The following is a 20,514-nucleotide window of genomic DNA, read 5'->3' on the forward strand; positions in this document are numbered from 1 at the left end:
TCCCTTTCATTCGTTAGAAGTCATGGCAATCCAGCTCCGACCACTGTCGGAAGAACGGTTCCTCGAAACGTTCTCTCCTCCAATGCAAGACGTCACAAAGTCCGCCGAAGAGATCGTGGACATTTGGGAGTACACGGAAGCGGTCCTGTCCAGCGAATTTTCGGGGCGAGACACACAAGACTGGAATGTCGCGTACGTCTATCGGAATAGCTCGAATGCATGGCAGCACGTTCTTATCCGCACCGATGTACCTGATGCATATTTGGTGATCGTCATTGAGGTCGCAAAGAGAAAGCTTCTCGGGCACCACTTTCTAAACTTGCGTCAGAAGTATGGGCTCACGCAATGACTTCTAGCCATTCATCACAGCGGACGCCTTTGGTGCCCGCTGAATTCAAACGTTGAGGTTGTAAAAAAACCTCTTCAGAGAAATTCCCTATGGATCACACCAAAAGTCGACGCATCAGAACGGCGTATACGCCACGATCTCAAGTAAGGGAAGGGTTCGAGTACCCCCGCAATCGTGATGCCGCTACGCCCGCGATGGTTTTTTTACAGCCTCGTTAGGCGCCATGAACACATCCCTGCCTACATTTCAGTATCACCCAAATCCCTTGGCCAGTGGCGCCGTTGAGCCAAGCGAGGTCGAATGTGCTTGTTGCAACAAGAAGCGCGGGTTTATCTATGTTGGCCCGGTCTACGGCGAGCATGATCTTCATGACTTGCTGTGCCCTTGGTGTATCTCAGATGGTTCTGCTGCACGCAAATTCGATGCGAGCTTCGCAGATGATCATCCGTTGAGGAAGGCAAACCTTGCAGAGTACATCATCGAAGAAATCAACCTCCGCACGCCCGCCTTTAGCTCCTGGCAGCAAGAGCAGTGGTACGCCCATTGCAACGACGCGTGTGCTTTCCACGGAGACGCGTCGGTCGCGGAAGTAGTAACCGCCACCGAGACCACGAAAGCCGCCTGGCGAGAGGAGTTTGGGTTGGACGAAGAAGACTGGCTGCTAGCAACCAAAGACTATCGCCCTCGCGGGCCACAGTCGTTTTACAAATTCGTATGCTTGCACTGCGGTGCCATCCTGCTGGGCTGGGACTGTTCGTAAACATGTCGCCTAACTCAAACGTTGAGGCTCTTGTGAAGCACCTATGGGCGGCACTACGGTCGTTCATCGGCCGCCCTCACGCAAGTCTTCCTCCGCCACCGGCGCTATCGCCTGATGAAGCCGCGAAGTGGTACAGAGAGAAGACGGTCACCGAGGCCAAAGCGCTTGCTCTGGCGGATGGCGTTTACACCGTCGTCTTCTACAACAGTCAGCACTCCGCCGACAGGCAACAGAACCCAATCAATCCCTTCGAAGTGTTTGAGGTAGAGCCTTGAGAGACCATGCAAGAGTGGATCGACCGCACGGAGAGGCTGCTCGCAAGCAACTATGCCGTTGGCGATGCAATTGTGGGGAAGAGTCAGCAGTACGAATCACTGAGGGCCGAGTACATTGCGGGGAATCCTGGCTTTAGCAGCGCAACCTATGGGCACGCAATGCACCTTGGTGCCTGCAAAGCCGTTCACTAGCCAACTCGATCGGCCGGTGCCAATGCCTGGTCGGTACCGCGCGCAGGCGCCTAACCCCTTATATGGACTCCCCCACAAACGCAAGAAACTGACCGATGTTTTGGCGAGGGAAGCGCCTGCAGTCGTATATCCGGCATCTGAAGTGGGATCGTTAATGTCCCGTGCCGACATGGAATCTGCGTCACCGAAGCGCCAATCAGTGCGGGACAACCCGGTTGGTATGAAGGTTGATCGCAACGCGTAATGATCGCGTAGCTTCTTCTTGTTAACGGCCAGGACCATGCCATGCCAATAGAACTCGACCACACCATCGTGCCCTCGCACGACGCCGTCAACTCTGCCAGGCGTCTGGCTGAACTGCTGGATGTACCCTGGTCCGCCACGGGCGTGGGGCCGTTTTCGCCGGTGTTTGTCAACGACGGGTTGACGCTGGACTTCATCCAGACCGACGGAGACTTTCCTATCTACCATTTCTGCTTTCGCGTGGGGGACGCTGACTTTGATGCCATCCTCGGACGCATCAAGGCCGCGGGTATTCCGTTTCGCAGCACGGTGCGTGGCCCCATGGATAGGCAGGTCAGCACTGCCTATGGTGGGCGCATGATTTACTGGAACGAGCCCGATGGGCACCAGTGGGAAATCCTCACCGTCAGCTACGCCCGCCAACCATAGGAGCCACCTTTGTCACTCGTCTGGTCTGATTCCATCGACAACTTCAACTGGGAAGAGCTGGCAGCGCTCTACCATGCCGCCCCGCTTGGGAACAAGAACCCCGCTGATTTGAAGACGGCGTTTGGCAACAGCATGTTCCGTTGCTTTGTCTACGACGGCGGGGCGCTGGTGGGCGTGGGGCGGGTGCTGGCCGATGGCGTGGACTGCGCCTACCTGTGCGATGTGGCACTGCTTCCCAGCCACCAGGGCACGGGGCTGGGCCAGCAGATCGTGGCGCGGTTGGTAGAGTTGTCGCGGGGGCACAAGAAGATCATCCTGTACGCGGTGCCTGGCAAAGAGCCTTTTTACCGCCGATTTGGCTTCTGGCGCATGCGCACTGCCATGGCGATCTTTGCGGACCAACCGCTGGCCGCCCAGCGCGGCTATGTAGACGAAACCTAAGCGTCACTGAACCAGTTCCGCCATGGCCCGCGCCTGGGCCGTGCCTTCGGCAAGTAGGCCCTGTACCACCCCTGCACGGTCTGAGGCGGAGCGGTTTTGATTGATTTTCCAGACGCCTTCCCAGCGCTCTACCGCAAGTTCGATGCCCACGATGGCGCGCATCATTTTGTCCAGGTAGTCTGGCGGCGAGTCTTCCACGCGCCAGGGTTGCTGACGGTGCGCCTCATGCGCGTCCGTCAGCATGTTCAGGATCTCGCGCAGCCGGGCAGAGTCGTCGACCATGCGCAGACTGCCGTGCGCGTGAACGGTGACGTAGTTCCAAGTGGGCACCCCCTTGCCATCGACGGCCTTGGAGGGATACCACGAGGGCGATACATAGGCCTGCGGGCCGTGGAACACCGCCACGGCGGTCTGCGGCAGCAGTGGGAGGACACCATTGGCACGCCCGATGTGGCCCACCAGCGTGCCGCGCGTGGGGTCCAGGTACAGCGGCACATGGTTCACGTGCATCGTGCCCTCGTGCGATACGACCAGGGTGGCCAGGGGCTGGGCCTTCACCAAGCCATGCAGTACTGCCGGGTCCGTCACTTGAAACTGGTGGTTGGCAATGGTCATGTCAGTTTTCCTCCACTTTAAGCACGGGTGCGCAGTCGATCTGCGTCTTGACTGAGTTGGCCAGAAAGCACGCCGCGTGCGCCTGGTGGTGCAGGTCGGCCAGCACCTCGCTGCTCGGCGCGTGCGCGGCATCGAAACGCGTGACGGGTCGCAGCTGCACGTGGGTGACGACGAGCTGGCCCTGCTCGTTTTTGGCCATGGTGCCCACGGCGGCGTCGGTGTAGCTATCGAGCCGAAAGCCCGCGCGGCTGGCGAAGTTCATGAACCACAACATGTGGCAGCTCGACAGGGCTGCGACATAGGCTTCCTCCGGGTCCACCGCAGTCGCGTCGGAATATGGCAACGGCACCACATGGGGTGACGACGACGCGGCCACCACGGCGCCGCCATCGAAATGCCAGGTGTGCGCGCGGTGGTAGCGCTTGTTCAGAAAGTCGTCGCTGCCACGGGACCAGGTGATGGTGGCGGTGTGCTCGGCCATATGGGGTGTCTTTCTTGCGGGTTTCTAAAATGGTTCTTCAGTTTATGGCTGTGTAGCCATATCGAAGGGGCCAATTTATGCCAATTGCCAGAGCCAATCCGAAGACCACCGCCCCTAGGGACGGACGCCTCGGCCTGCTGCGCCAGCAGGTGTACGAGCAACTGCGCAGCGCCATCGAGCAGGGGCGCCTGCCCGCGGGCACGCGCCTGCCGCCGTCGCGTGAGCATGCGGCCAGCCTGGGCGTATCGCGCAACACCGTGCTGTGGGCCGTGCAGCGCTTGCAGGCCGAAGGCTATGTGGAAGCACGCGTGGGCGACGGCACCTATGTCTCGCAGGCCGCAGGCGCACCGCCCGCGCACGGGCTGGCGCTGCCGCCGCGCGGGCTCTCGCGGCGCGGGCAGCTCATTGCCGAAACGGCTGCGCGCTGGCGGCCGCCGCATGTGGCAGCGCGGGCGTTCCGCATCGGCGCACCCGAGGTGCACACGTTTCCGTTTGCACTGTGGGACCGACTGGCGCGCCGGGCCAGCCCTGGCCAGCGCAGCGCCCGCGCGCAGTACCTGGACCCGGCCGGCGACCCGGATCTGCGCCAGGCCATTGCGCTGTGGCTCTGGGCCTCGCGCGGCATCCGCTGCGATGCGGCGCAGGTGGTGGTGTGCTCAGGCTCGCAGCAGGGCATCGACCTCATCGCGCGGCTGCTGCTGGATGTGGGCGACGAGGTGCTGGTGGAAGACCCGGGCTACCCCGGCATCCGTGCCAGCCTGTTGGGCCACGGTGTGGTGGCGCGGCCCGTGGCGCTGGATGCGCAGGGCATGTGCATCGACGAGGGCGCAGCGCAGTGGCCCGGCGCGCGCATGGCCGTGGTCACGCCCACGCACCAGTTCCCTACGGGCGTGTGCATGCACCTGGCGCGGCGGCAAGCGCTGCTGTTGTGGGCGCGCACGCACGATGCCTGGGTGGTGGAGGACGACTACGATGGCGAATTCCAGTACGGCAGCGCGGCCCAGCGGGTGCCCGCGTTGTGCAGCCTGCCGGGGTCAGAGCGGGTGCTGTACGTGGGCACGTTTTCCAAGACACTGCACCCTGGGCTGCGCTTGGGCTTTGTGGTGGTGCCGCCCGCGTTGGTGGAGGCCTTTGCCATGGCCCGCGCCATCACTGACCGGCATGCGCCCGGCGATACCCAGGCGGTGCTCGCACGCTTTATTGCCGAAGGCCACCTGCTGCGCCACTTGCGCCAGATGCGCGAGCTGTACCAAGAGCGTCAGCAGGTGCTGATTGATGCACTGGCCCAGTACAGCGGCGGTGCCCTGCAGCTCGCGCCCAGTGATCGGGGCATGCATCTGCTGTACGAGTCCGCTCCGGGCAGCGACGACGAGACCCTGAGCCGCCAGGCGCTTACTGCCGGGGTGCTGCTGGCGCCACTGTCGCGCTACGCGATGCTGTCGGTGCGCAGGGGCTGGTTGCTGGGGTATGCGGGCTACGATGAATCGGAGATCCACGCAGCGGCACGCGTCGTGGGTGGCCTGGCACAAGGTCACTAGCCACAGCGTCCCGGCCTCCCCAGCATTCAGTGGAAAATCATTCTCTGTGAGTACGCCAGAAACCCCTTGAACCTCAACCGGTAAACCTCCCTCCCATGTACAAATTGCATTGCTTCGCCCAGTCGGGCAACAGTTTCAAAGTTGCTTTCTTTTTGCGTGCGTTGGGCCAGCCCTACGAGCCCGTGTTTCTGGACTTCATGAACGGCGCCTCGCGCGACCCGGCCTGGCGCGAGTCCACGAATGAGATGGGCGAGGCGCCCATCCTGGAGGACGGTGCACGCCGCATCACACAGTCCGGCGCCATCCTGACCTACCTGGCCGACAAGCACGGCGCCTTTGGCGGTACCACGCCCGAGGAGAAGCTGGAGGTGCTGCGCTGGATTCTGTTCGACAACCACAAGTTCACCAGCTACTTCGCGAGCTACCGCTTCAGCAAGTCATTTGGCCCCGCAGCACCGGACCCGGCCGTCATGGCCTGGCTCAAGGGGCGGCTGGAAGTGGCCTATGACATCGTGAATAAACACCTCGCCACGACACCGTTCATGGTGGGCGACGCGCCCACCATTGCAGACTTTTCGATGTGCGGCTACGCCTTCTACCCCGAGGAAGAAAACGGACTGGACCTGCACACCCGCTACCCGCATGTGGGCGCCTGGGTAGCGCGCATGAAGGCGCTGCCCGGATGGGTGGCGCCGTACGACCTGATGCCCGGCGAGCGCATTCTCCCCAAGTGGTAATGCGCTTCCTGGCGGTGTCGGGCAGCCTGCGGGCCGTGTCCATCAACTCGGCGCTGCTGCGTGCGGCAGCCCGGCTGGCGCCGGTGGGGATGGAGGTGCCGTGGTGCCCTGGTCTGGGCGAGCTGCCGCTGTTTAACCCCGATCTGGAAGGCGATCCGCCTATGGCGGTGCAACAGTTCCGCGCGCGCGTGGCGCAGGCGGATGCGCTGTTGATTGCCAGCCCCGAGTACGCGCACGGCATGACGGGCACCATCAAGAACGCGCTGGACTGGCTGGTGAGCTTTGAGCCCTTTGCCTACAAGCAGGTGGCGGTGCTGAACGCTTCGCCACGCGCTCACCACGCCGATGCGGCGCTGCGCGAGGTACTGACCACCATGGCGGCGGTGATTGTGGAGCTGGCATCCATCACGCTGCCGTTGGTGGGCGCGGGGCTGGACGAAGACGGCATGGTGGCCACGCCCGCAGTGGCCACCACCATTCAGACCGCGCTACAGGCGCTGGCGGATGCCGTGGTCGCGCGTCGGGCAGGCCCGACCGGGCTGCCTGCTGCGCATCCGCTATAGCTATTCCCTCATGGGGCTTGGACGGAACGCCAAGCCTGGGTCCATTGCGCCAGGCAATCCCCCGCGCTGGCAGAGGCCGAGACCGGGGGGAGTTCCAGCACACGGGCTGCGTGGTGCAGAGCCTGCAAGGCGGACCGGGGTGTGGCGGTGTCCAGTGCTTGGGCGCCGTTTTGTTTGCTGAGTTTTTCGCCGTTGGGTCCCAGCACCAGCGGGGTGTGCAGGTAGCGCGGGGTGGGCAGGCCCAGCGCGCGCTGCAGCAGAATCTGCCGCGCGGTGTTGTCGGCCAGGTCTTCGCCACGCGCCACATCGCTGATGCCCTGCGCCGCGTCATCCACCACCACGGCTAGCTGGTAGGCCCACAGTCCATCGGCGCGTTTGAGCACAAAGTCCCCTACCTCATGTGCCACATCCTGGCTTTGCGGGCCCAGGCGGCGGTCGGTCCAGTGCAGAACCGGGCCGGTCCGCATGCGCCAAGCGCGGCCCGCTTTGCCGTGCAGGCCATGGCGGCAGGTGCCGGGGTAGACCAGCTCACCATGGCGTGGCTTGCCGCTGCCTTGCATGGCCAGGGCTTGTTCAATGTCTTTGCGGGAGCAGGCACAGGGGTATGCCAGGCCGGCGGCTACCAGTGGGTCCAGCGCCTGCTGGTACAACGTGCCGCGCTGGCTTTGCCATACCGGTGGCTCATCCGGGTGCAGGCCGCAGGCGGCCAGCTGCTGCAGGATGGTCTGGTCAGCGCCTGGCACACAACGTGGCGTATCCACGTCTTCGATGCGCACCAGCCACTGCCCCCCATGCGCCCGAGCGTCCAACCAACTGGCCAGCGCAGCAACAAGCGAGCCCGCATGTAGCGGGCCCGTGGGGGAGGGCGCAAAGCGCCCTCGGTAGGTCACGCGCTGACTCACGCCATCGAGAGTGCCAGCTCCAAGCCGGAGACAAAGGCATCTTCCACCCGGTGCCCGATGCACCAGTCACCACACACGCCCAGGCCGGCCTTGGCGTCCCACAGATGGCTTTGGCCCAGGGCTTTTTCGGTTTTTGCGTACATCCAGCGGTGCACATCCACATGGGCCGGCTCGGCGCGGATGCCGGTGATCTCGGAGAAGGCCTTGATCAGCTTGGCTTGCACGCGGGGCGCGTCGTCCTGCAAATGTTCCTGCGACCACGCGGCGCTGGCCTGCACGGTCCAGCGCTCCACGCGGCCACGGCCGGGCTTGCTGGATTCACGCGCCAGCCAGGCAATGCGGTGGTGTGTGCTGCGCGCGGCGTTCCACTGCGGGCCCAGCGTGGTCAGCCCCGGCTGCACGGCCTGGGGAAAGGCCAGCATCAGCGTCCAGCAGGGTGCGACAGACACCTTGGCCGTCTTTTTGGCCAGCGTTTCGCCCTTGGGCGTGGTGGCCAGCAGGGCCTGGGCTTGTGGGTGGGGGATGGCCAACACCACGGCGTCAAAACCGCTGTAGACATGGCTGCTGTCGTCGGCACCGGTGGTGCGCAGCTGCCACTGATTTTTGTGCAGGGCGTCGGGCTCGATGGCGGTGACCTTGGCTTGCAGCTCCACGCTACCGGCCACGGTGAGCGGCTTGGCCCACGCGCTGACCAGCGCATTCATGCCCGGGGTGGGCACCCAATGCGATTCACGGGCTGGCAGGCCGGCAGCCGCCACCCGGCCATGCGAGTCCAGCACGCGCACGGTGTTGGCGCTCCAGGCGCGGCACAGGCCGGGCGTGGTCTGCAGGGCCAGCTCGAACCGCGCATCGCGCACGGTGAAATATTGCGCACCATGGTCAAAGGTGCCAAATGCGCTGCTGCGTGTGGACATGCGTCCGCCCAAACCCTGGCTCTTGTCAAACACGGTCACCCGGTGGCCTGCTTGCACCAGTGTGCGTGCGCAAGCGATACCGGCCATGCCGGCGCCCACGATAGCGATGTGTTGCGATGTGGTCATGGGCGCAATCTCCAATAGTTGTAGTGGTCTCTTTATACACGCTGGCCGGGCCCCGCCGGCTTACGCGTTGCGGTGTTCTTCCAGCAGTGCGTTGCGTGTGGCCGGACTTTCCAGCTGGCTCAGCCACCACTGCAGGGCATTGCCCTGCTGGGTGGTTTTGCTCAGGCGCCAGGCGTAGTGCAGTGGCACCTGGCGCTGCGCGCGCTCGGTGCGTTTGACGACCAAGCGGCCGGTGTCGATGTAGCTGTCGGCCATGCAGCGTGGCAGGTTGCCGCCGCCCAGGCCGCGCAGCTGTGCGTCCAGCTTGGCGTGCATGGTGGGCACGGTGAATACATCTTGCCCGCTGAGCAGACCAAAGGTCTGGCCCGAACCCCGGCTGATGGAGTCGGCCACGGCCACGGCGCGGTGCTTCTGGATCACTTCGTCCGACAGCGGCTCGGGGGCGCTGGCCAGCGGGTGATGGGGGGCCACGGCATATACAAAGGTGATGTGGCCCAGCGGCTTGCTGTGCACGCCCGCGGTGCGTGCCGAGTCGGCACCCACGCCAATGGCCAGATCAGCCTGGCCGCGGGTCAGCGCTTCGAGCGTGCCGGACAGCGTCTCTTCGCGGATGCGGATGCGCGTGGGGGGGGACTGGCTGAAAAAGCTCTCGCACAGTTCCATCATGGTGGGCTTGGAGATCACGGTGTCGATGGCGATGGTGAGCTGCGGCTCCCAGCCGGTGGCCACGCGTTTGACGCGATTGGCCACGGCATCAATCTCTTCGAGAAGGCGGGCGCCTTCGCGCAGCAGCTCGGCGCCAGCCTCGGTGAGCTTGGCCTGGCGCGAGCTGCGGTCGTACAGCAGCACGTCCAGCGCGTCTTCAATCTGGCGCACCCGGTAGGTCAGGGCGCTGGGCACCATGCCCATCTCGCGCGCGGCGGCAGCAAAACTGCCTGCCACCGCAATGGTCTGCAGCATCGAGAGTGCATCTGGGGTCAGGAAGTCACGTGCGTTTTGCATGAAACATGCCTTTAAGTTGAATTTGTTTGAATGATGCCATCAAACAGCATGGATGGAAAAGGGCCTGCCGAAGCCTAAAGTTCAACCCATTAGCAAGACACACAGAGAAAGGACACCGTTATGTTGACCTTACGCAAATCCCAGGACCGCGGCCAAGCCGACCACGGCTGGTTGAAGTCTTTCCACAGCTTTTCGTTCGCCGGCTACTACGACCCCGCCCACATGGGCTGGGGCAACCTGCGCGTCATCAACGAAGACCGCATTGCCCCCGGCACCGGCTTTGGCACCCACGGCCACCGCGACATGGAAATCATCAGCTACGTGATGTCGGGCAACCTGGCGCACAAGGACAGCATGGGCAACGTCAAGGGCATTCCGCCTGGTGATGTGCAGCGCATGAGCGCCGGCAGCGGCGTGCAGCACAGCGAGTTCAACCACGCCCAGGGCGAGACCACGCACTTCTTCCAGATCTGGATTGAGCCCAATGTGCGTGGCATCCCGCCCAGCTATGAGCAAAAGAGTTTTGACCAAGCCGAAAAGCAGGGCAAGCTGCGGCTGGTCGCGTCGCCCGATGGTGCGGACAACAGCGTGCTGATCCATGCCGATGCCAAGCTGTACAGCGGCCTGTTCGATGGCGCAGAGAGCGCCGAGCTGGCTCTGGACCCCACCCGCAAAGCCTATGTGCAGGTGCTGCGCGGTGGGGTAGAAGTCAACGGTGCCAAACTCACCACGGGTGATGCGGCGCTGCTGGAGGGCGAAAGCCGCATTACATTGGCCCAGGGTGCCAACGCCGAAGTTTTGGTGTTTGACCTGGACGCCTGATTTTAGTTTTTTAACCAACGAAGGAGATCCTCATGTTTGACAAATTCCAAAACCCCCTGGCACTGGCCGCGCGCATTTTGCTGGCTGCCCTGTTTGTGCCCGCTGGCATCAGCAAGATTGCAGGCTTTGCCGGCACTGTGGGCTACATCGGCTCGGTTGGCCTGCCACTGCCGGCAGTCGGCGCGGTGCTGGCCATCCTGGCCGAAGCCGGCGGCGGCATTGCGTTGCTGCTGGGCTTCCAGGCCCGCATCGCAGCCTTGGTGCTGGCGGTGTTCACCCTGGCTGCAGGCGTGTTCTTCCATCCCTACTGGTCTGTGCCTGCTGACCAGGTGATGATGACCCAGATCATGTTCATGAAGAACATCGCCATTGCCGGCGGGCTGCTGGCCCTGGTGGCCTTTGGCCCCGGCAAGCTGAGCCTGGACGCCAAGCGCGGCAGCTGATATTTCCCCCTTTGGCCCGCATGCTGCGGGCTTGTGTCTTTCCTTTTTAATCAGGAGTTTTTGAATGGCAAAAGTAGCAGTGGTATTTCATTCGGGTTACGGTCACACCCAGCGCGTGGCGCAGTTCGTGGCAGAGGGCGCGGGCGCGGAACTCGTGGCGATCGACGCCGACGGCAATCTGACCGACGCCCAATGGGCCACGTTGGACGCAGCGGATGCCGTGATTTTTGGTTCTCCTACGTACATGGGCATGGCCTCTTGGCAGTTCAAGAAATTTGCCGATGCCACCAGCAAAAAGTGGTTCACCAGCGCCTGGAAAGACAAAGTGGCAGGCGGCTTCACCTGCTCGGCCAGCCCCAGTGGCGACAAGCTGTCCACCATCCAGTACTTCATCACCTTGGCCATGCAGCAAGGCATGATCTGGGTGGGCCAGCCCTCCATGAACGACGGCACCATCAACCGCATCGGTTCCAACTCTGGCCTGATGGCCCAAGTTGGCCCCACCAGCCCTGCGGAAGACATTCCCCAGGGTGACCTGGACACTGGCAAGGCCTACGGCCAACGCGTGGCGGAAGTGACTGCCAAGCTGCGCGGCTAATCGCCCGCTTCACTATCAGCCCCAATGCCTTGGCATTGGGGCTTTTTTGTGCGCGTTCATCGCATCAACGGCGAAAATTGGTGAACGCTTCAAACTCCCAGCGCCGCATGGCCAGCAGTAGGGTATAGCCCTCGCGTTCGGGGTCCGGCACTTTCTGGTCGGCCAAGTGCTGCTGGGCAAAGTCTTGTGCCACACGCTGCAGGCGTTCCAGAAAGGCGGGTGCCAGGCTGCGGCTCACCGACCCGTGCACCATCAACAGGCCTTCGCCGGCGTCGTCAAAACCACCCGAGAAATAGTCCAGCAGCGCGTGCTCGCGGAAATAGGTCATCACCGGTCCGTGCGGGCGCCAGCGAAAGGTTTTGGCCAGCTTCAGCCGGTAGCGGTTCAGCGGGCGCAGCTCGATGATGCCAATGCGGTCCAGCTGCGCCAGCGTTTGGATGCACTCCGCTTCGGTCAGCCGGTAGCTGCTGGTGATCTGCTCCAGTGTCCATTGGCTGAGCACGCAGATCGCGACCAGCAGCAGCTTCTTGTCCGCCACCACCGCGCTCTCCTGCGCCTGGCTTAGCTGGGCCAGCAACGGCTGGTTATCCGCCACGCGCCGTGCTAGGTCGGCAAAGTCCAGCCTCAGCGCGTGGCAGATGGTGTCGATCCGCGACAGCGGCATGTCCCCCTTGGCCAGCATGCGCTTGACACTGGACTCGGCCATATCCAGCGCAACGGCCAGGTCCGCGTAGGTCATCTGGGCGGATTTGAGTTCCTTCTTCAGGGCGGTCACAAGGTCGGCGGTGGTGCTCATGGGTATCGATTATTGATACTTTTTGTGGCGCCTTGCAGTACGAGAGCAGTTTTGAGGTGCATGCCACAGGATCTTCCACACACTGCGGCTCACCTGAACTTCTGAGAGAAACCCCGTGCACCTGTTGACCCGCAGTGAAACGACCTTGGCCGGAGCCCTGTTGGCAGCCTTGGCGGTGGCCGTATTCGGCCCCTTCGTCGCGCAGTACACCCATTACCACGCGTTTGCCGACCAGCGTGCCTGGCTGGGCGTGCCGCACGCGCTGGACGTACTGTCCAACCTGCCATTCGCGCTGGCGGGGCTGCTGGGCTTGCATTGCTTTTGGTCGCAACGCAGCACGCAAGACGGCACGCTGCAGGGAGATGTACGTGCACCGCTCCTGGCGTTGTTCTTTGTCGGGCTGGTGTTTACCGCACTGTGCTCGGGCTACTACCACTGGCAGCCCGACAACGCAGGCTTGGCCGTGGACCGCGCGGGCATGGTGCTGGCCTTTGCAGGCCTGCTGGGTGCGGCGGTGGCCGACCGGGTGAGCGTGCGCATGGGCTGGACCGTGGCGCTGGTCGTGTTGCTGCTGGGTCCGCTGAGCGTGGCAGTGTGGTGGCACACGGGCAACCTGTTGCCCTGGTCCGTGCTGCAGGGCGGCGGCATGCTGTTGGTGGTTGCAATGGCTATGCGCCCCACGCTGGCAAAGAGCTGGGGTCTGCCTTTGTGGGCGGTGATCGGCTGGTATGCCTTGGCCAAAGTGCTGGAGCTGGGCGACCACACCGTGTTCACGGCTACGCAGGGCTGGATATCGGGCCACAGCCTCAAACACGTGGCTGCAGCGCTGGCTGCCTGGCCGGTGCTCGCCGTCATGCACAATGGCGCCCAAAAGAAGAACGGCTGGGTAATGCCCCAAGCCGTCCAACCAGCACGATGACCCACAGACCTCAGGAGACCCGATGAGTCACAACGAGCATCCGAATCAGTTTGCGCTGCTGTCACAGCGCCGGTTTGCGCCTTTTTTCTGGACCCAGTTTTCCGGCGCTGCCAACGACAATCTATTCAAGTTCGCCTTCACCGTGATGGTGACCTACCAGTTGCAGGTGGCCTGGCTGCCGCCGGCCATGGCCGGTCTGGTCATCGGCGCGCTCTTCATCCTGCCCTTTCTGCTGTTTTCTGCCACCAGTGGCCAGCTGGCCGATAAGTACGACAAGCGCATCCTCATCATTTTTGTGAAGCGGCTGGAGATCTTCATCATGGCGCTGGCGGCCTGGGGTTTTTTTAGTGCCCAGATTCCGGTGTTGTTGCTGTGTACCTTCCTCATGGGTGTGCACTCCACATTGTTTGGCCCAGTCAAGTTTGCCTACCTGCCCCAGGTGCTGAGCGAGCGGGAGCTGACCGGCGGCAACGGCATGGTGGAAATGGGCACCTTTGTGGCCATCCTGCTGGGCAATGTGGCGGGCGGGCTCATCATTGCCGTGCCCGAGATCGGCGCACACCACGTAGGCTTTGCCTGTGTGGGCATGGCCCTGGTGGGGCGCCTGGTCTCGCACTGGATTCCTGACTCGCCCGCGACCGATCCCCAGCTCAAGATCAACTGGAACCCGGTGACCGAGACCTGGCGCAACCTCAAGCTCGCCAACGAGAACGTGGTGGTGTTTCGCTCGCTGCTGGGCATCAGCTGGATGTGGTTCTTTGGTGCGGTGTTTTTGAGCCAATTCCCCAGCCTGGCCAAGGAGGTGCTGCATGGCGATGAGCATGTGGCTTCCCTGTTGCTGGTGGTGTTCTCCATCGGTATCGGCATCGGCTCATTGCTGTGTGAAATCCTGAGCCGTCGCCATGTGGAAATTGGCCTGGTGCCGCTGGGCGCCATTGGCATGAGCGTGTTCTCCATCGACCTGTACTTTGCTACCCGCGGCTTGCCCGCTGGCGAGGCGATGGGCGTGGGCGCTTTTCTTGATGTCGGTGCGAACTGGCGCGTGCTGATGGATCTGATGCTGCTCAGCCTGTTTGCTGGCCTGTACAGCGTGCCCATGTATGCGCTGATCCAGATGCGCAGCCAGCCCACGCACCGCGCCCGCATCATTGCGGCCAACAACATCCTCAATGCACTGTTCATGATTGCCAGCTCGGTGATTGCCGGTGCACTGCTGAAAAACGGTTTCACCATCCCGCAGATATTTTTGTTCACCGGTCTGGCCAATGCGGTGGTGGCCGCCTACATCTTCCTGCTGGTGCCCGAGTACTTGCTGCGCTTTGTGGCCTGGGTGGCCTCGCGCTTCATCTACCGCTTCAAGGTGCAGGGAGATGACAACATTCCCAGCACCGGTGCGGCCATTCTGGTGTGCAACCACGTGAGCTTTATCGACGCGGTGCTGCTGATGGCGGCCAGCCCACGGCCCATCTACTTCCTGATGGACCACCAGATTTTCAAGGTGCCAGTGCTGGGCTGGTTGTTCAAGCTGGCCAAGGCCATTCCGATTGCCCCACGCGCGCAAGACTCCGAAGCCTATGAAGCCGCGTTTGCAACTGCCGCCAAGGTGCTTGGCGAAGGTGACATGGTCTGCATCTTCCCCGAAGGCGGCATCACCCGCGACGGCACGCTGCAGGAGTTCAAGGGCGGCATCATGAAGATTCTGGAGCGCACGGATGCCGCTGGTGTGCCCGTGCAGGTGGTACCCATGGCGTTGACCAACCTCTGGGGTTCGTTTTTCAGCCGGGTGGAGAAGGGCGGCGCCATGGTGCGGCCGTTCCGCCGTGGCATGTTCAGCCGGGTCGGGCTGAATGTGGGGCCGGCCATCGCGTCGGCGGGCCTGAGCCCCGCTGGGCTGCGCGGTACGGTGGAAGGGCTTTTTCAACGAGGAAGCGTATGACGTTGGCTCGATTCTTTGGCCCGGGCGGGCGGGCGCCCCGCGGGCAGTTCTGGTTGCAGGCGGTCGCCCTTTGGGGCGTGCTGTACGCGCTGTCTGCCTTGCTCGGGCCGCTGGCCACGGGCGTCGTGGTGTGGTTTGTCAACGGCGTGATCCTGATCGCCTTGGTGATGCTGTGCATCCGGCGACTGCATGACCGCAACTACCACGGCTGGTGGCTGCTGGCCGTACTGATCCCGGTGGCCGGTGCGCTTTGGCTGCTCTGGCAATTGGCTCTGCGCAGCGGCATTGCCCAGGACAACCGCTGGGGCCCCGACCCGCTGCAAGCCCGTGGCGATTACCTTGTTGTGCGATGAAGGGTGCTATGCAAGACAACAGCTTGATCGTGAACGATGTCACCGGCCTGAACCCTGTGGCGGTCTGGGCCATCAGCAAACCGCGCAGTGTGGGGGAGGTCGTCGAGGCCGTGCGCCGCACGGACGGCGCCATCTCGGTGGGCGGGGGGCACTTCAGCATGGGAGGGCAGACCGCCAGCCCCAACACCCTGCACCTGGATATGCGTGAACTCAACCAAGTGGTTGCGTTTTACCCGGCCGAAAAGGTAATCCGCGTGCAGGCAGGCATTCGCTGGTGTGACATCCAGCGCTTCGTCGATCCCCATGGCCTGGCCGTGAAGATCATGCAAACCTACGCCAACTTCACCGTGGGCGGTGCGCTCAGTGTGAACTGCCACGGGCGCTACATGGGCCTGGGCGCGGTGGTGATGTCGGTCCGGGCCATCAAGGTCGTGCTGGCCGATGGCAGCATGGAGGACGCGTCGCCCGAGTCCAACGCCGAGCTGTTCTATGCTGTCATCGGCGGCTACAACGCCGTCGCGGTGATCGTGGAGGCGGAGCTAAGCTTGGCGGACAACGTGAAGGTCAAGCGGCTGGCCCGCAAGATGAGTGCGGCCGAGTACATCGGCCACTTCAAGTCCAAGGTGCGCTATTTCCAGGATGCCGTCTTTCATAACGCCGACCTGTATCCACCGCACTACCGCAAGGTGCGATCGGTGACCTGGGCGCGTACCGACGAGGCCACCACCGAGCCACGCCGTCTGCAACAAGGCGGCGAAAACTACCCCGTCAACCGCTACTTTGTGTGGGCAGTAACCGAAACACCGTTGGGCAAGTGGCGGCGCGAGTACCTGATTGACCCGTTGCTGTACCTTTTTCGCAAGGTGCACTGGCGCAATTTCGAGGCCGGTTACGACGTGGCCGAGCTGGAGCCTGCGTCACGCAAGCACACCACCTACGTGCTGCAGGAGTATTTCATTCCCGTGGAGCGTTTCGATGAATTCGTGCCCAAGATGGCCGAGATCTTGCAGCGCCACCGTGTCAATGCGCTGAACGTCTCAGTGCGGCACGCGCAAAAAGATCCGGGCACCCTGCTGGCTTGGGCACGTGGCGAGACCTTCGCCTTCGTGCTGTATTACAAGCAGCGCACACGCGACAGCGCCATCAACCGCGTGGCTGTGTGGACGCGCGAACTGATCGACGCTGCCATTGCCTGCGGTGGCGCCTACTACCTGCCTTACCAGCCGCACGCCACAGACGCGCAGTTCCATGCCGCCTATCCGCGTGCTGCAGAACTGTTCGCGCTCAAACGCCGGCTCGACCCCAACTTCCGCTTCCGCAATGTGCTCTGGGACAAGTATTACGCTCCCACCCTCGAGGCCCAGCCATGATCGATACCAAGCCCGCATCCGAATTCCAGGCCGTGTTCACCAAAACGCACTGGCACGACGGCTTCTACAAGTTCCTGCAGAACATCTACCGGCTTTATCCGGAGGACCGTTTCCACACGCTGATCAAGCAGACATCGCAGGAGCTGGGCGATGACGAGGCCATCTACCGCCGCGTGCAACGGGAGTTGCCCAAGATCAAGCCCTTCCTGGCCGACCTGCGGCTCGCGCTGCCCTCGTTGTTCAAGCAGAAACGTGAGATGGCAGACCAAACATTGCGCCTGCTGGGCAGCGCGCGGCGCATCGACGGCTATACCGAGATTGGCTCTACCGGCCGCTACATCAGTGAGCTGCGCAAGCGCATTACGGTGACTGGCCCGCTGTTCCTGGTCAATGAGTTTGAAGCTACGAACTCACCGGTGGACATCGCCGAACGCGGTGGCTTGGCCAAGATCGGCAAATTCGTGCTGTTGGACTACGGCCCACTATCTGCCGATATCCCCGATGCGAGTATGGACCTGGTGACCTGCTACATCGGCCTACACCACTGCCCGCTGGACAAGCTGGATGCGTTCGTGCGCTCTATCGTTCGCGTGCTGCGCCCGGGTGGCACCTTCATTTTGCGTGACCACGACGTGACCACGCCTGAAATGTTCACCTTTGTGTCGCTGGTGCACACCGTCTTCAATGCGGGTCTCAATGAAACCTGGGAAACCAACCAGCGTGAGCTGCGCTTCTTCCGCCCTATCGCGCAGTGGGTGGCCTACCTGGGCGAGCGTGGCTTGACCGACCGCGGCCAGCGCGAGCTGCAGGCGCACGATCCCTCGGACAACGTGCTACTGGCCTTCACCAAAACCGGGGGCTGACCACATGACAGTCTTCAAGAGCCTGTGGCGTTCACTGGCCCTGCTTGTGGCTTGCGGCTGCTTGGTTACCGCGGTGGCCGCACCCAGCAGACCCGTCGCCGGGCCAGAGCATGTGCGCGGCGTGGAGCAGACGCTGCTGACCTACCCGGAATGGTTCCTGGTGTTCAGCCCGCACGAGTACGGAGAGTTCATCGCCGCCAACGAGCCCAGCCGTTTCCCTTACTACGGCCATATCGGCCAGTTCTGGCAGAGCTACAAAGCGGTGTTTGACGAGACACAGCGGCGAGGCTTAGACCTCAACCCCGGCTACCACCTGATGATCATGGTGATTGGCACCAGCACCACGGTGGAGTACGCCATCAAATCGGCCTACGAGCAATTGGTTGGCCGGCTCTCCGCCTCCATCGCCAACAAGCCCACGCCGGAAGATGCGTACGCGGCGACGGTGGCGCAGGACTATGTGAAGTTCATCCGGGTACTGCCCTGGTACGAGTATGACTTCGGCAAGGCGCTCAACGGCCTGTGGCGGGACGTGCCTGCCAGCGGGCCGGACATGCTTCGCAAGTGGGAACGCCGCTTTGCGCTGACGTCCGAGTACCTCGTCAAGCAGGGCTACGCCAAGCTGATCAAGATGGGCACGAAGTCGATCTACGACGCGCCGCTGATGGTGACGGCTGTGGTGGCCAAGCCCGCGCCGAAGTCCGACGGTGCCTTGCCGGATCTCCAGCTGGTGTCCGAGTTACCCGATGGCGCCGCGCTGGTCACGGTGCCGCGCTATGAGGCCTTCACGGTGTATTCCCAGGCATTAGCGGACCAGGGCGTGGACTTTGCGGAGATTGCTGGCAACGACTCCTTCATCCTGGTGAGCGTGCTGGCGCCTGATACCTGGAAGCCAGATGCATCGCTTTCGCAGCTACTGGTTCAACCCATCCTCACGCGGCCTGGCGTGCAACGCGTGCTTCTGGCCGTTCCGGTGAATGCGCTGGCGCAGTCGCTGCGGCAGTGGAAGGGCGCGAAACTGCAGGTCGAGCATGTCTTCGATTACTGAAGCGCAGCGCTCCAGTACGCAGAAACGCCGCGGCCCGCTGCAAGTTCGTTTGCTGCGGGTGGTGGCGATCTTGGTCCTGGTAGTCGCCGGGGTGCTGTTGCTGTCGTGGGGGCGGGCCTGGTGGGTTGAGGACCGAGATCCCAAACAAGGTGCACCGGCGAGCGGTCGCTGGCTGCATGCCGCAGATGTCGACCTGTATGTGCAGGAGTTTGGTGATCCGCAAGCGCCACCCCTGGTGCTGACGCATGGCACTGGCGCCTGGAGCGGCACCTGGGACCAGAATGTGCAAGCCATGGCACACGCTGGTTACCGCGTTATCGCGGTCGACCTGCCACCGTTCGGCTTTAGCACGCGGCCTGCCTCACGTGACTACAGCCGCACAGCTCAGGCGCGGCGCATCGCTGCCTTGGTCGACACGCTGGGGCGCGGGCCCGTGACCTTGTTGGGGCATTCGTATGGCGGAGGGCCCGCCGCCGAGGCCGCCATGCTGTACCCCGACCGTTTCCGCCATCTGATTCTCTTGGATGCGGCGGTCGGTATGCAGGAGCAGCCTGCGCCGTTGGCCGAACCTGGCATCGTCGGTACCCTGTTGGGTGTGCGGCCTTTGCGCACAGCGTTCATCGCGACCGTCGGCACCCAGCCACTATTCAGCGAATTCTGGCTGCGACAATTTGTAGCGCGTAAGGAAGTGGTCACGCCAGAACGGACGGCTATCTATCGCGAACCCTTTGTTTTGAAGGGGTTCAGCGCGTCACTGGGGGACTGGGCTATGCAGTTCGGCGCCGAGCACGGCGCGTTTGCGAGTGAACGACCCCTGGGCTACCGCCAGCTTGCGATGCCGCTGACGTTGGTTTGGGGGGCGCTGGACACCATCACGCCGCCAGCACAAGCCGAAGCGATTGCCAAGCTGGTGCCGGGGTCTCAATTGTTGATGCTGTCGGGCGTGGGTCACATCCCGCAGATCGAGGATCCCGCGTTGTTCAACGGCAAGCTGGGTGAAGTGCTCGTGGCCAATCGGCCGTAAAAAGTATTTGCAGGGTCAGGGCGCGCTGTCTGCCAGGCCCACGGTCTGCAGGTCCGCACCCAGCGCACGGCGCTCGTCAAACACAAAGCAGCCGCCGTGGTAGTGGCTGCCATCGGTTTCCTCGAAGTACTTGAGGATGCCGCCCTCCAGTTGGTAGACGTGCTCCAGCCCTTCTTCGCGCATCAGAATGGCGGCCTTTTCACAGCGGATGCCGCCGGTGCAAAAGCTCACCACGGTCTTGCCTCTGAGCTCGTCCAGGTGGCTGCGCAGGGCGTCGGGGAACTCGGTGAACTTGGTGATGCGCCAGTCGATGGCGCCATCGAAGGTGCCTTCGTCCACCTCAAAGTCGTTGCGGGTGTCCAGCGTCACGACAGGGCGACCGTTGTCGTCATGGCCCTGGTCCAGCCATCGTTTCACGGTGGCGGGCGCCACAGCCGGTGCACGGCCTTGGGCGGGCTGGATGGCCGGGTGGTTCATGCGGATGATCTCGCCCTTGACCTTTACCAGCATCTTCTTGAACGGTTGCGTGTCCGACCAGCTTTCTTTGGGCGCGATGTCGGCAAAGCGGGCATCGGAGTGCAACTGGGTCACAAAGCCGCGCACGTCGTCGGCTGGGCCGGCCAGGAACAGGTTGATGCCTTCTTCGGCCAGCAGGATGGTGCCCTTGAGTTTGAGCGCCGTGGCCCGCGCCAGCAGCACTTCACGCAACGCGGGCGCATCGGTGATGGAAACAAACTTGTAGCTAGAGATGTTCAGGATGGTGTTCACCCCCTGA

24 protein-coding genes are annotated in these 20,514 nt (G+C 62.9%); 17 read left to right on the forward strand and 7 right to left on the reverse strand.

All coding sequences use genetic code 11. The features are described from left to right. Positions 1 to 22 precede the first annotated feature (22 nt). The 4 genes from AC1DZ5_RS06460 (at position 23) to AC1DZ5_RS06475 (ending at position 2,689) form a co-directional block, all read left to right on the forward strand. A complete protein-coding gene (locus tag AC1DZ5_RS06460) occupies positions 23 to 349 on the forward strand; it encodes a hypothetical protein (RefSeq protein WP_477887263.1) in 327 nt (108 codons plus the stop codon). Positions 350 to 572: 223 nt separating this feature from the next. Continuing rightward, on the forward strand, positions 573 to 1,109 hold the full coding sequence (locus tag AC1DZ5_RS06465) for a CbrC family protein (protein ID WP_477887265.1): 537 nt from the start codon (positions 573 to 575) through the stop codon (positions 1,107 to 1,109). A 752-nt stretch (positions 1,110 to 1,861) separates the two neighbouring features. Next, positions 1,862 to 2,248, forward strand: a complete 387-nt coding sequence (locus AC1DZ5_RS06470) for a VOC family protein (RefSeq protein WP_477887267.1) — start codon at positions 1,862 to 1,864, stop codon at positions 2,246 to 2,248. Between the two features lie 9 nt (positions 2,249 to 2,257). After that, on the forward strand, positions 2,258 to 2,689 hold the full coding sequence (locus AC1DZ5_RS06475) for a GNAT family N-acetyltransferase (RefSeq protein ID WP_477887269.1): 432 nt from the start codon (positions 2,258 to 2,260) through the stop codon (positions 2,687 to 2,689). 3 nt (positions 2,690 to 2,692) lie between these two features. On the opposite strand, the gene AC1DZ5_RS06480 is transcribed toward AC1DZ5_RS06475, so the two are convergent. Beyond that, positions 2,693 to 3,304 carry an FMN-binding negative transcriptional regulator gene (locus AC1DZ5_RS06480; RefSeq protein WP_477887271.1) on the reverse strand — a complete coding sequence of 204 codons (612 nt, stop codon included), beginning with the start codon at positions 3,302 to 3,304 and terminating at the stop codon, positions 2,693 to 2,695. A 1-nt stretch (position 3,305) separates the two neighbouring features. Next, on the reverse strand, positions 3,306 to 3,785 hold the full coding sequence (locus tag AC1DZ5_RS06485) for an OsmC family protein (protein WP_477887273.1): 480 nt from the start codon (positions 3,783 to 3,785) through the stop codon (positions 3,306 to 3,308). 77 nt (positions 3,786 to 3,862) lie between these two features. On the opposite strand from AC1DZ5_RS06485, the gene pdxR reads away from it, so the two are divergent. From pdxR to AC1DZ5_RS06500, 3 genes are all read left to right on the forward strand, one after another. Continuing rightward, positions 3,863 to 5,323: a MocR-like pyridoxine biosynthesis transcription factor PdxR gene (gene pdxR, locus AC1DZ5_RS06490; protein WP_477887275.1), complete on the forward strand. Its 1,461-nt coding sequence runs from the start codon at positions 3,863 to 3,865 to the stop codon at positions 5,321 to 5,323. 95 nt (positions 5,324 to 5,418) lie between these two features. Continuing rightward, the gene (locus AC1DZ5_RS06495) at positions 5,419 to 6,060 is read left to right on the forward strand and encodes a glutathione S-transferase family protein (RefSeq protein WP_477887277.1); all 642 of its coding nucleotides are present in this window, start codon (positions 5,419 to 5,421) and stop codon (positions 6,058 to 6,060) included. Beyond that, positions 6,060 to 6,623, forward strand: coding sequence for an NADPH-dependent FMN reductase (locus AC1DZ5_RS06500; RefSeq protein ID WP_477887279.1), 564 nt, complete (start codon positions 6,060 to 6,062; stop codon positions 6,621 to 6,623). Before AC1DZ5_RS06495 ends, AC1DZ5_RS06500 begins: the two co-directional genes overlap by 1 nt. Before the next feature lie 8 nt (positions 6,624 to 6,631). On the opposite strand, the gene gluQRS is transcribed toward AC1DZ5_RS06500, so the two are convergent. The 3 genes from gluQRS to AC1DZ5_RS06515 are packed head-to-tail and all read right to left on the reverse strand — an operon-like array spanning position 6,632 to position 9,567. After that, positions 6,632 to 7,513, reverse strand: coding sequence for a tRNA glutamyl-Q(34) synthetase GluQRS (gluQRS, locus tag AC1DZ5_RS06505; RefSeq protein WP_477887281.1), 882 nt, complete (start codon positions 7,511 to 7,513; stop codon positions 6,632 to 6,634). Positions 7,514 to 7,521: 8 nt separating this feature from the next. After that, positions 7,522 to 8,565, reverse strand: a complete 1,044-nt coding sequence (locus AC1DZ5_RS06510) for an NAD(P)/FAD-dependent oxidoreductase (RefSeq protein WP_477887283.1) — start codon at positions 8,563 to 8,565, stop codon at positions 7,522 to 7,524. Between the two features lie 60 nt (positions 8,566 to 8,625). Then, positions 8,626 to 9,567: a LysR family transcriptional regulator gene (locus AC1DZ5_RS06515; RefSeq protein WP_477887285.1), complete on the reverse strand. Its 942-nt coding sequence runs from the start codon at positions 9,565 to 9,567 to the stop codon at positions 8,626 to 8,628. A 120-nt stretch (positions 9,568 to 9,687) separates the two neighbouring features. On the opposite strand from AC1DZ5_RS06515, the gene AC1DZ5_RS06520 reads away from it, so the two are divergent. The 3 genes from AC1DZ5_RS06520 (at position 9,688) to AC1DZ5_RS06530 (ending at position 11,430) form a co-directional block, all read left to right on the forward strand. Beyond that, positions 9,688 to 10,389, forward strand: a complete 702-nt coding sequence (locus AC1DZ5_RS06520; protein WP_310338474.1) for a pirin family protein — start codon at positions 9,688 to 9,690, stop codon at positions 10,387 to 10,389. Positions 10,390 to 10,421: 32 nt separating this feature from the next. After that, positions 10,422 to 10,832, forward strand: a complete 411-nt coding sequence (locus AC1DZ5_RS06525; protein WP_477887288.1) for a DoxX family protein — start codon at positions 10,422 to 10,424, stop codon at positions 10,830 to 10,832. A gap of 64 nt (positions 10,833 to 10,896) precedes the next feature. Further along, a complete protein-coding gene (locus tag AC1DZ5_RS06530) occupies positions 10,897 to 11,430 on the forward strand; it encodes a flavodoxin family protein (RefSeq protein WP_477887290.1) in 534 nt (177 codons plus the stop codon). Between the two features lie 64 nt (positions 11,431 to 11,494). Here AC1DZ5_RS06530 and AC1DZ5_RS06535 read toward each other — a convergent pair whose 3' ends face one another. Beyond that, a complete protein-coding gene (locus AC1DZ5_RS06535) occupies positions 11,495 to 12,226 on the reverse strand; it encodes a helix-turn-helix domain-containing protein (protein ID WP_477887292.1) in 732 nt (243 codons plus the stop codon). 115 nt (positions 12,227 to 12,341) lie between these two features. Here AC1DZ5_RS06535 and AC1DZ5_RS06540 point away from each other — a divergent pair, with 115 nt between their 5' ends. Genes AC1DZ5_RS06540 through AC1DZ5_RS06570 form a run of 7 tightly spaced genes read left to right on the forward strand, consistent with a single transcriptional unit; the run spans position 12,342 to position 19,739 of the window. Continuing rightward, on the forward strand, positions 12,342 to 13,145 hold the full coding sequence (locus tag AC1DZ5_RS06540) for a hypothetical protein (RefSeq protein ID WP_477887294.1): 804 nt from the start codon (positions 12,342 to 12,344) through the stop codon (positions 13,143 to 13,145). Between the two features lie 22 nt (positions 13,146 to 13,167). Further along, positions 13,168 to 15,081: an MFS transporter gene (locus tag AC1DZ5_RS06545; protein WP_477887296.1), complete on the forward strand. Its 1,914-nt coding sequence runs from the start codon at positions 13,168 to 13,170 to the stop codon at positions 15,079 to 15,081. Continuing rightward, complete coding sequence (locus AC1DZ5_RS06550) at positions 15,078 to 15,434, forward strand: DUF805 domain-containing protein (protein WP_477887298.1); 357 nt, start codon at positions 15,078 to 15,080, stop codon at positions 15,432 to 15,434. The genes AC1DZ5_RS06545 and AC1DZ5_RS06550 overlap by 4 nt, the downstream gene beginning before the upstream one ends. An 8-nt stretch (positions 15,435 to 15,442) precedes the next feature. Then, on the forward strand, positions 15,443 to 16,804 hold the full coding sequence (locus AC1DZ5_RS06555) for an FAD-binding oxidoreductase (protein WP_477887300.1): 1,362 nt from the start codon (positions 15,443 to 15,445) through the stop codon (positions 16,802 to 16,804). Then, positions 16,801 to 17,667 (forward strand): class I SAM-dependent methyltransferase, encoded by an 867-nt coding sequence (locus AC1DZ5_RS06560; protein WP_477887302.1) that lies wholly within the window; start codon positions 16,801 to 16,803, stop codon positions 17,665 to 17,667. Before AC1DZ5_RS06555 ends, AC1DZ5_RS06560 begins: the two co-directional genes overlap by 4 nt. A 4-nt stretch (positions 17,668 to 17,671) precedes the next feature. After that, positions 17,672 to 18,715: a hypothetical protein gene (locus tag AC1DZ5_RS06565; protein ID WP_477887304.1), complete on the forward strand. Its 1,044-nt coding sequence runs from the start codon at positions 17,672 to 17,674 to the stop codon at positions 18,713 to 18,715. Then, positions 18,699 to 19,739, forward strand: a complete 1,041-nt coding sequence (locus AC1DZ5_RS06570; protein ID WP_477887306.1) for an alpha/beta fold hydrolase — start codon at positions 18,699 to 18,701, stop codon at positions 19,737 to 19,739. The genes AC1DZ5_RS06565 and AC1DZ5_RS06570 overlap by 17 nt, the downstream gene beginning before the upstream one ends. Before the next feature lie 15 nt (positions 19,740 to 19,754). Here AC1DZ5_RS06570 and AC1DZ5_RS06575 read toward each other — a convergent pair whose 3' ends face one another. Continuing rightward, complete coding sequence (locus AC1DZ5_RS06575) at positions 19,755 to 20,507, reverse strand: sulfurtransferase (protein ID WP_477887308.1); 753 nt, start codon at positions 20,505 to 20,507, stop codon at positions 19,755 to 19,757. Positions 20,508 to 20,514: the final 7 nt, after the last annotated feature.

The organism is Rhodoferax sp. P1_F3, from assembly GCF_056405715.1.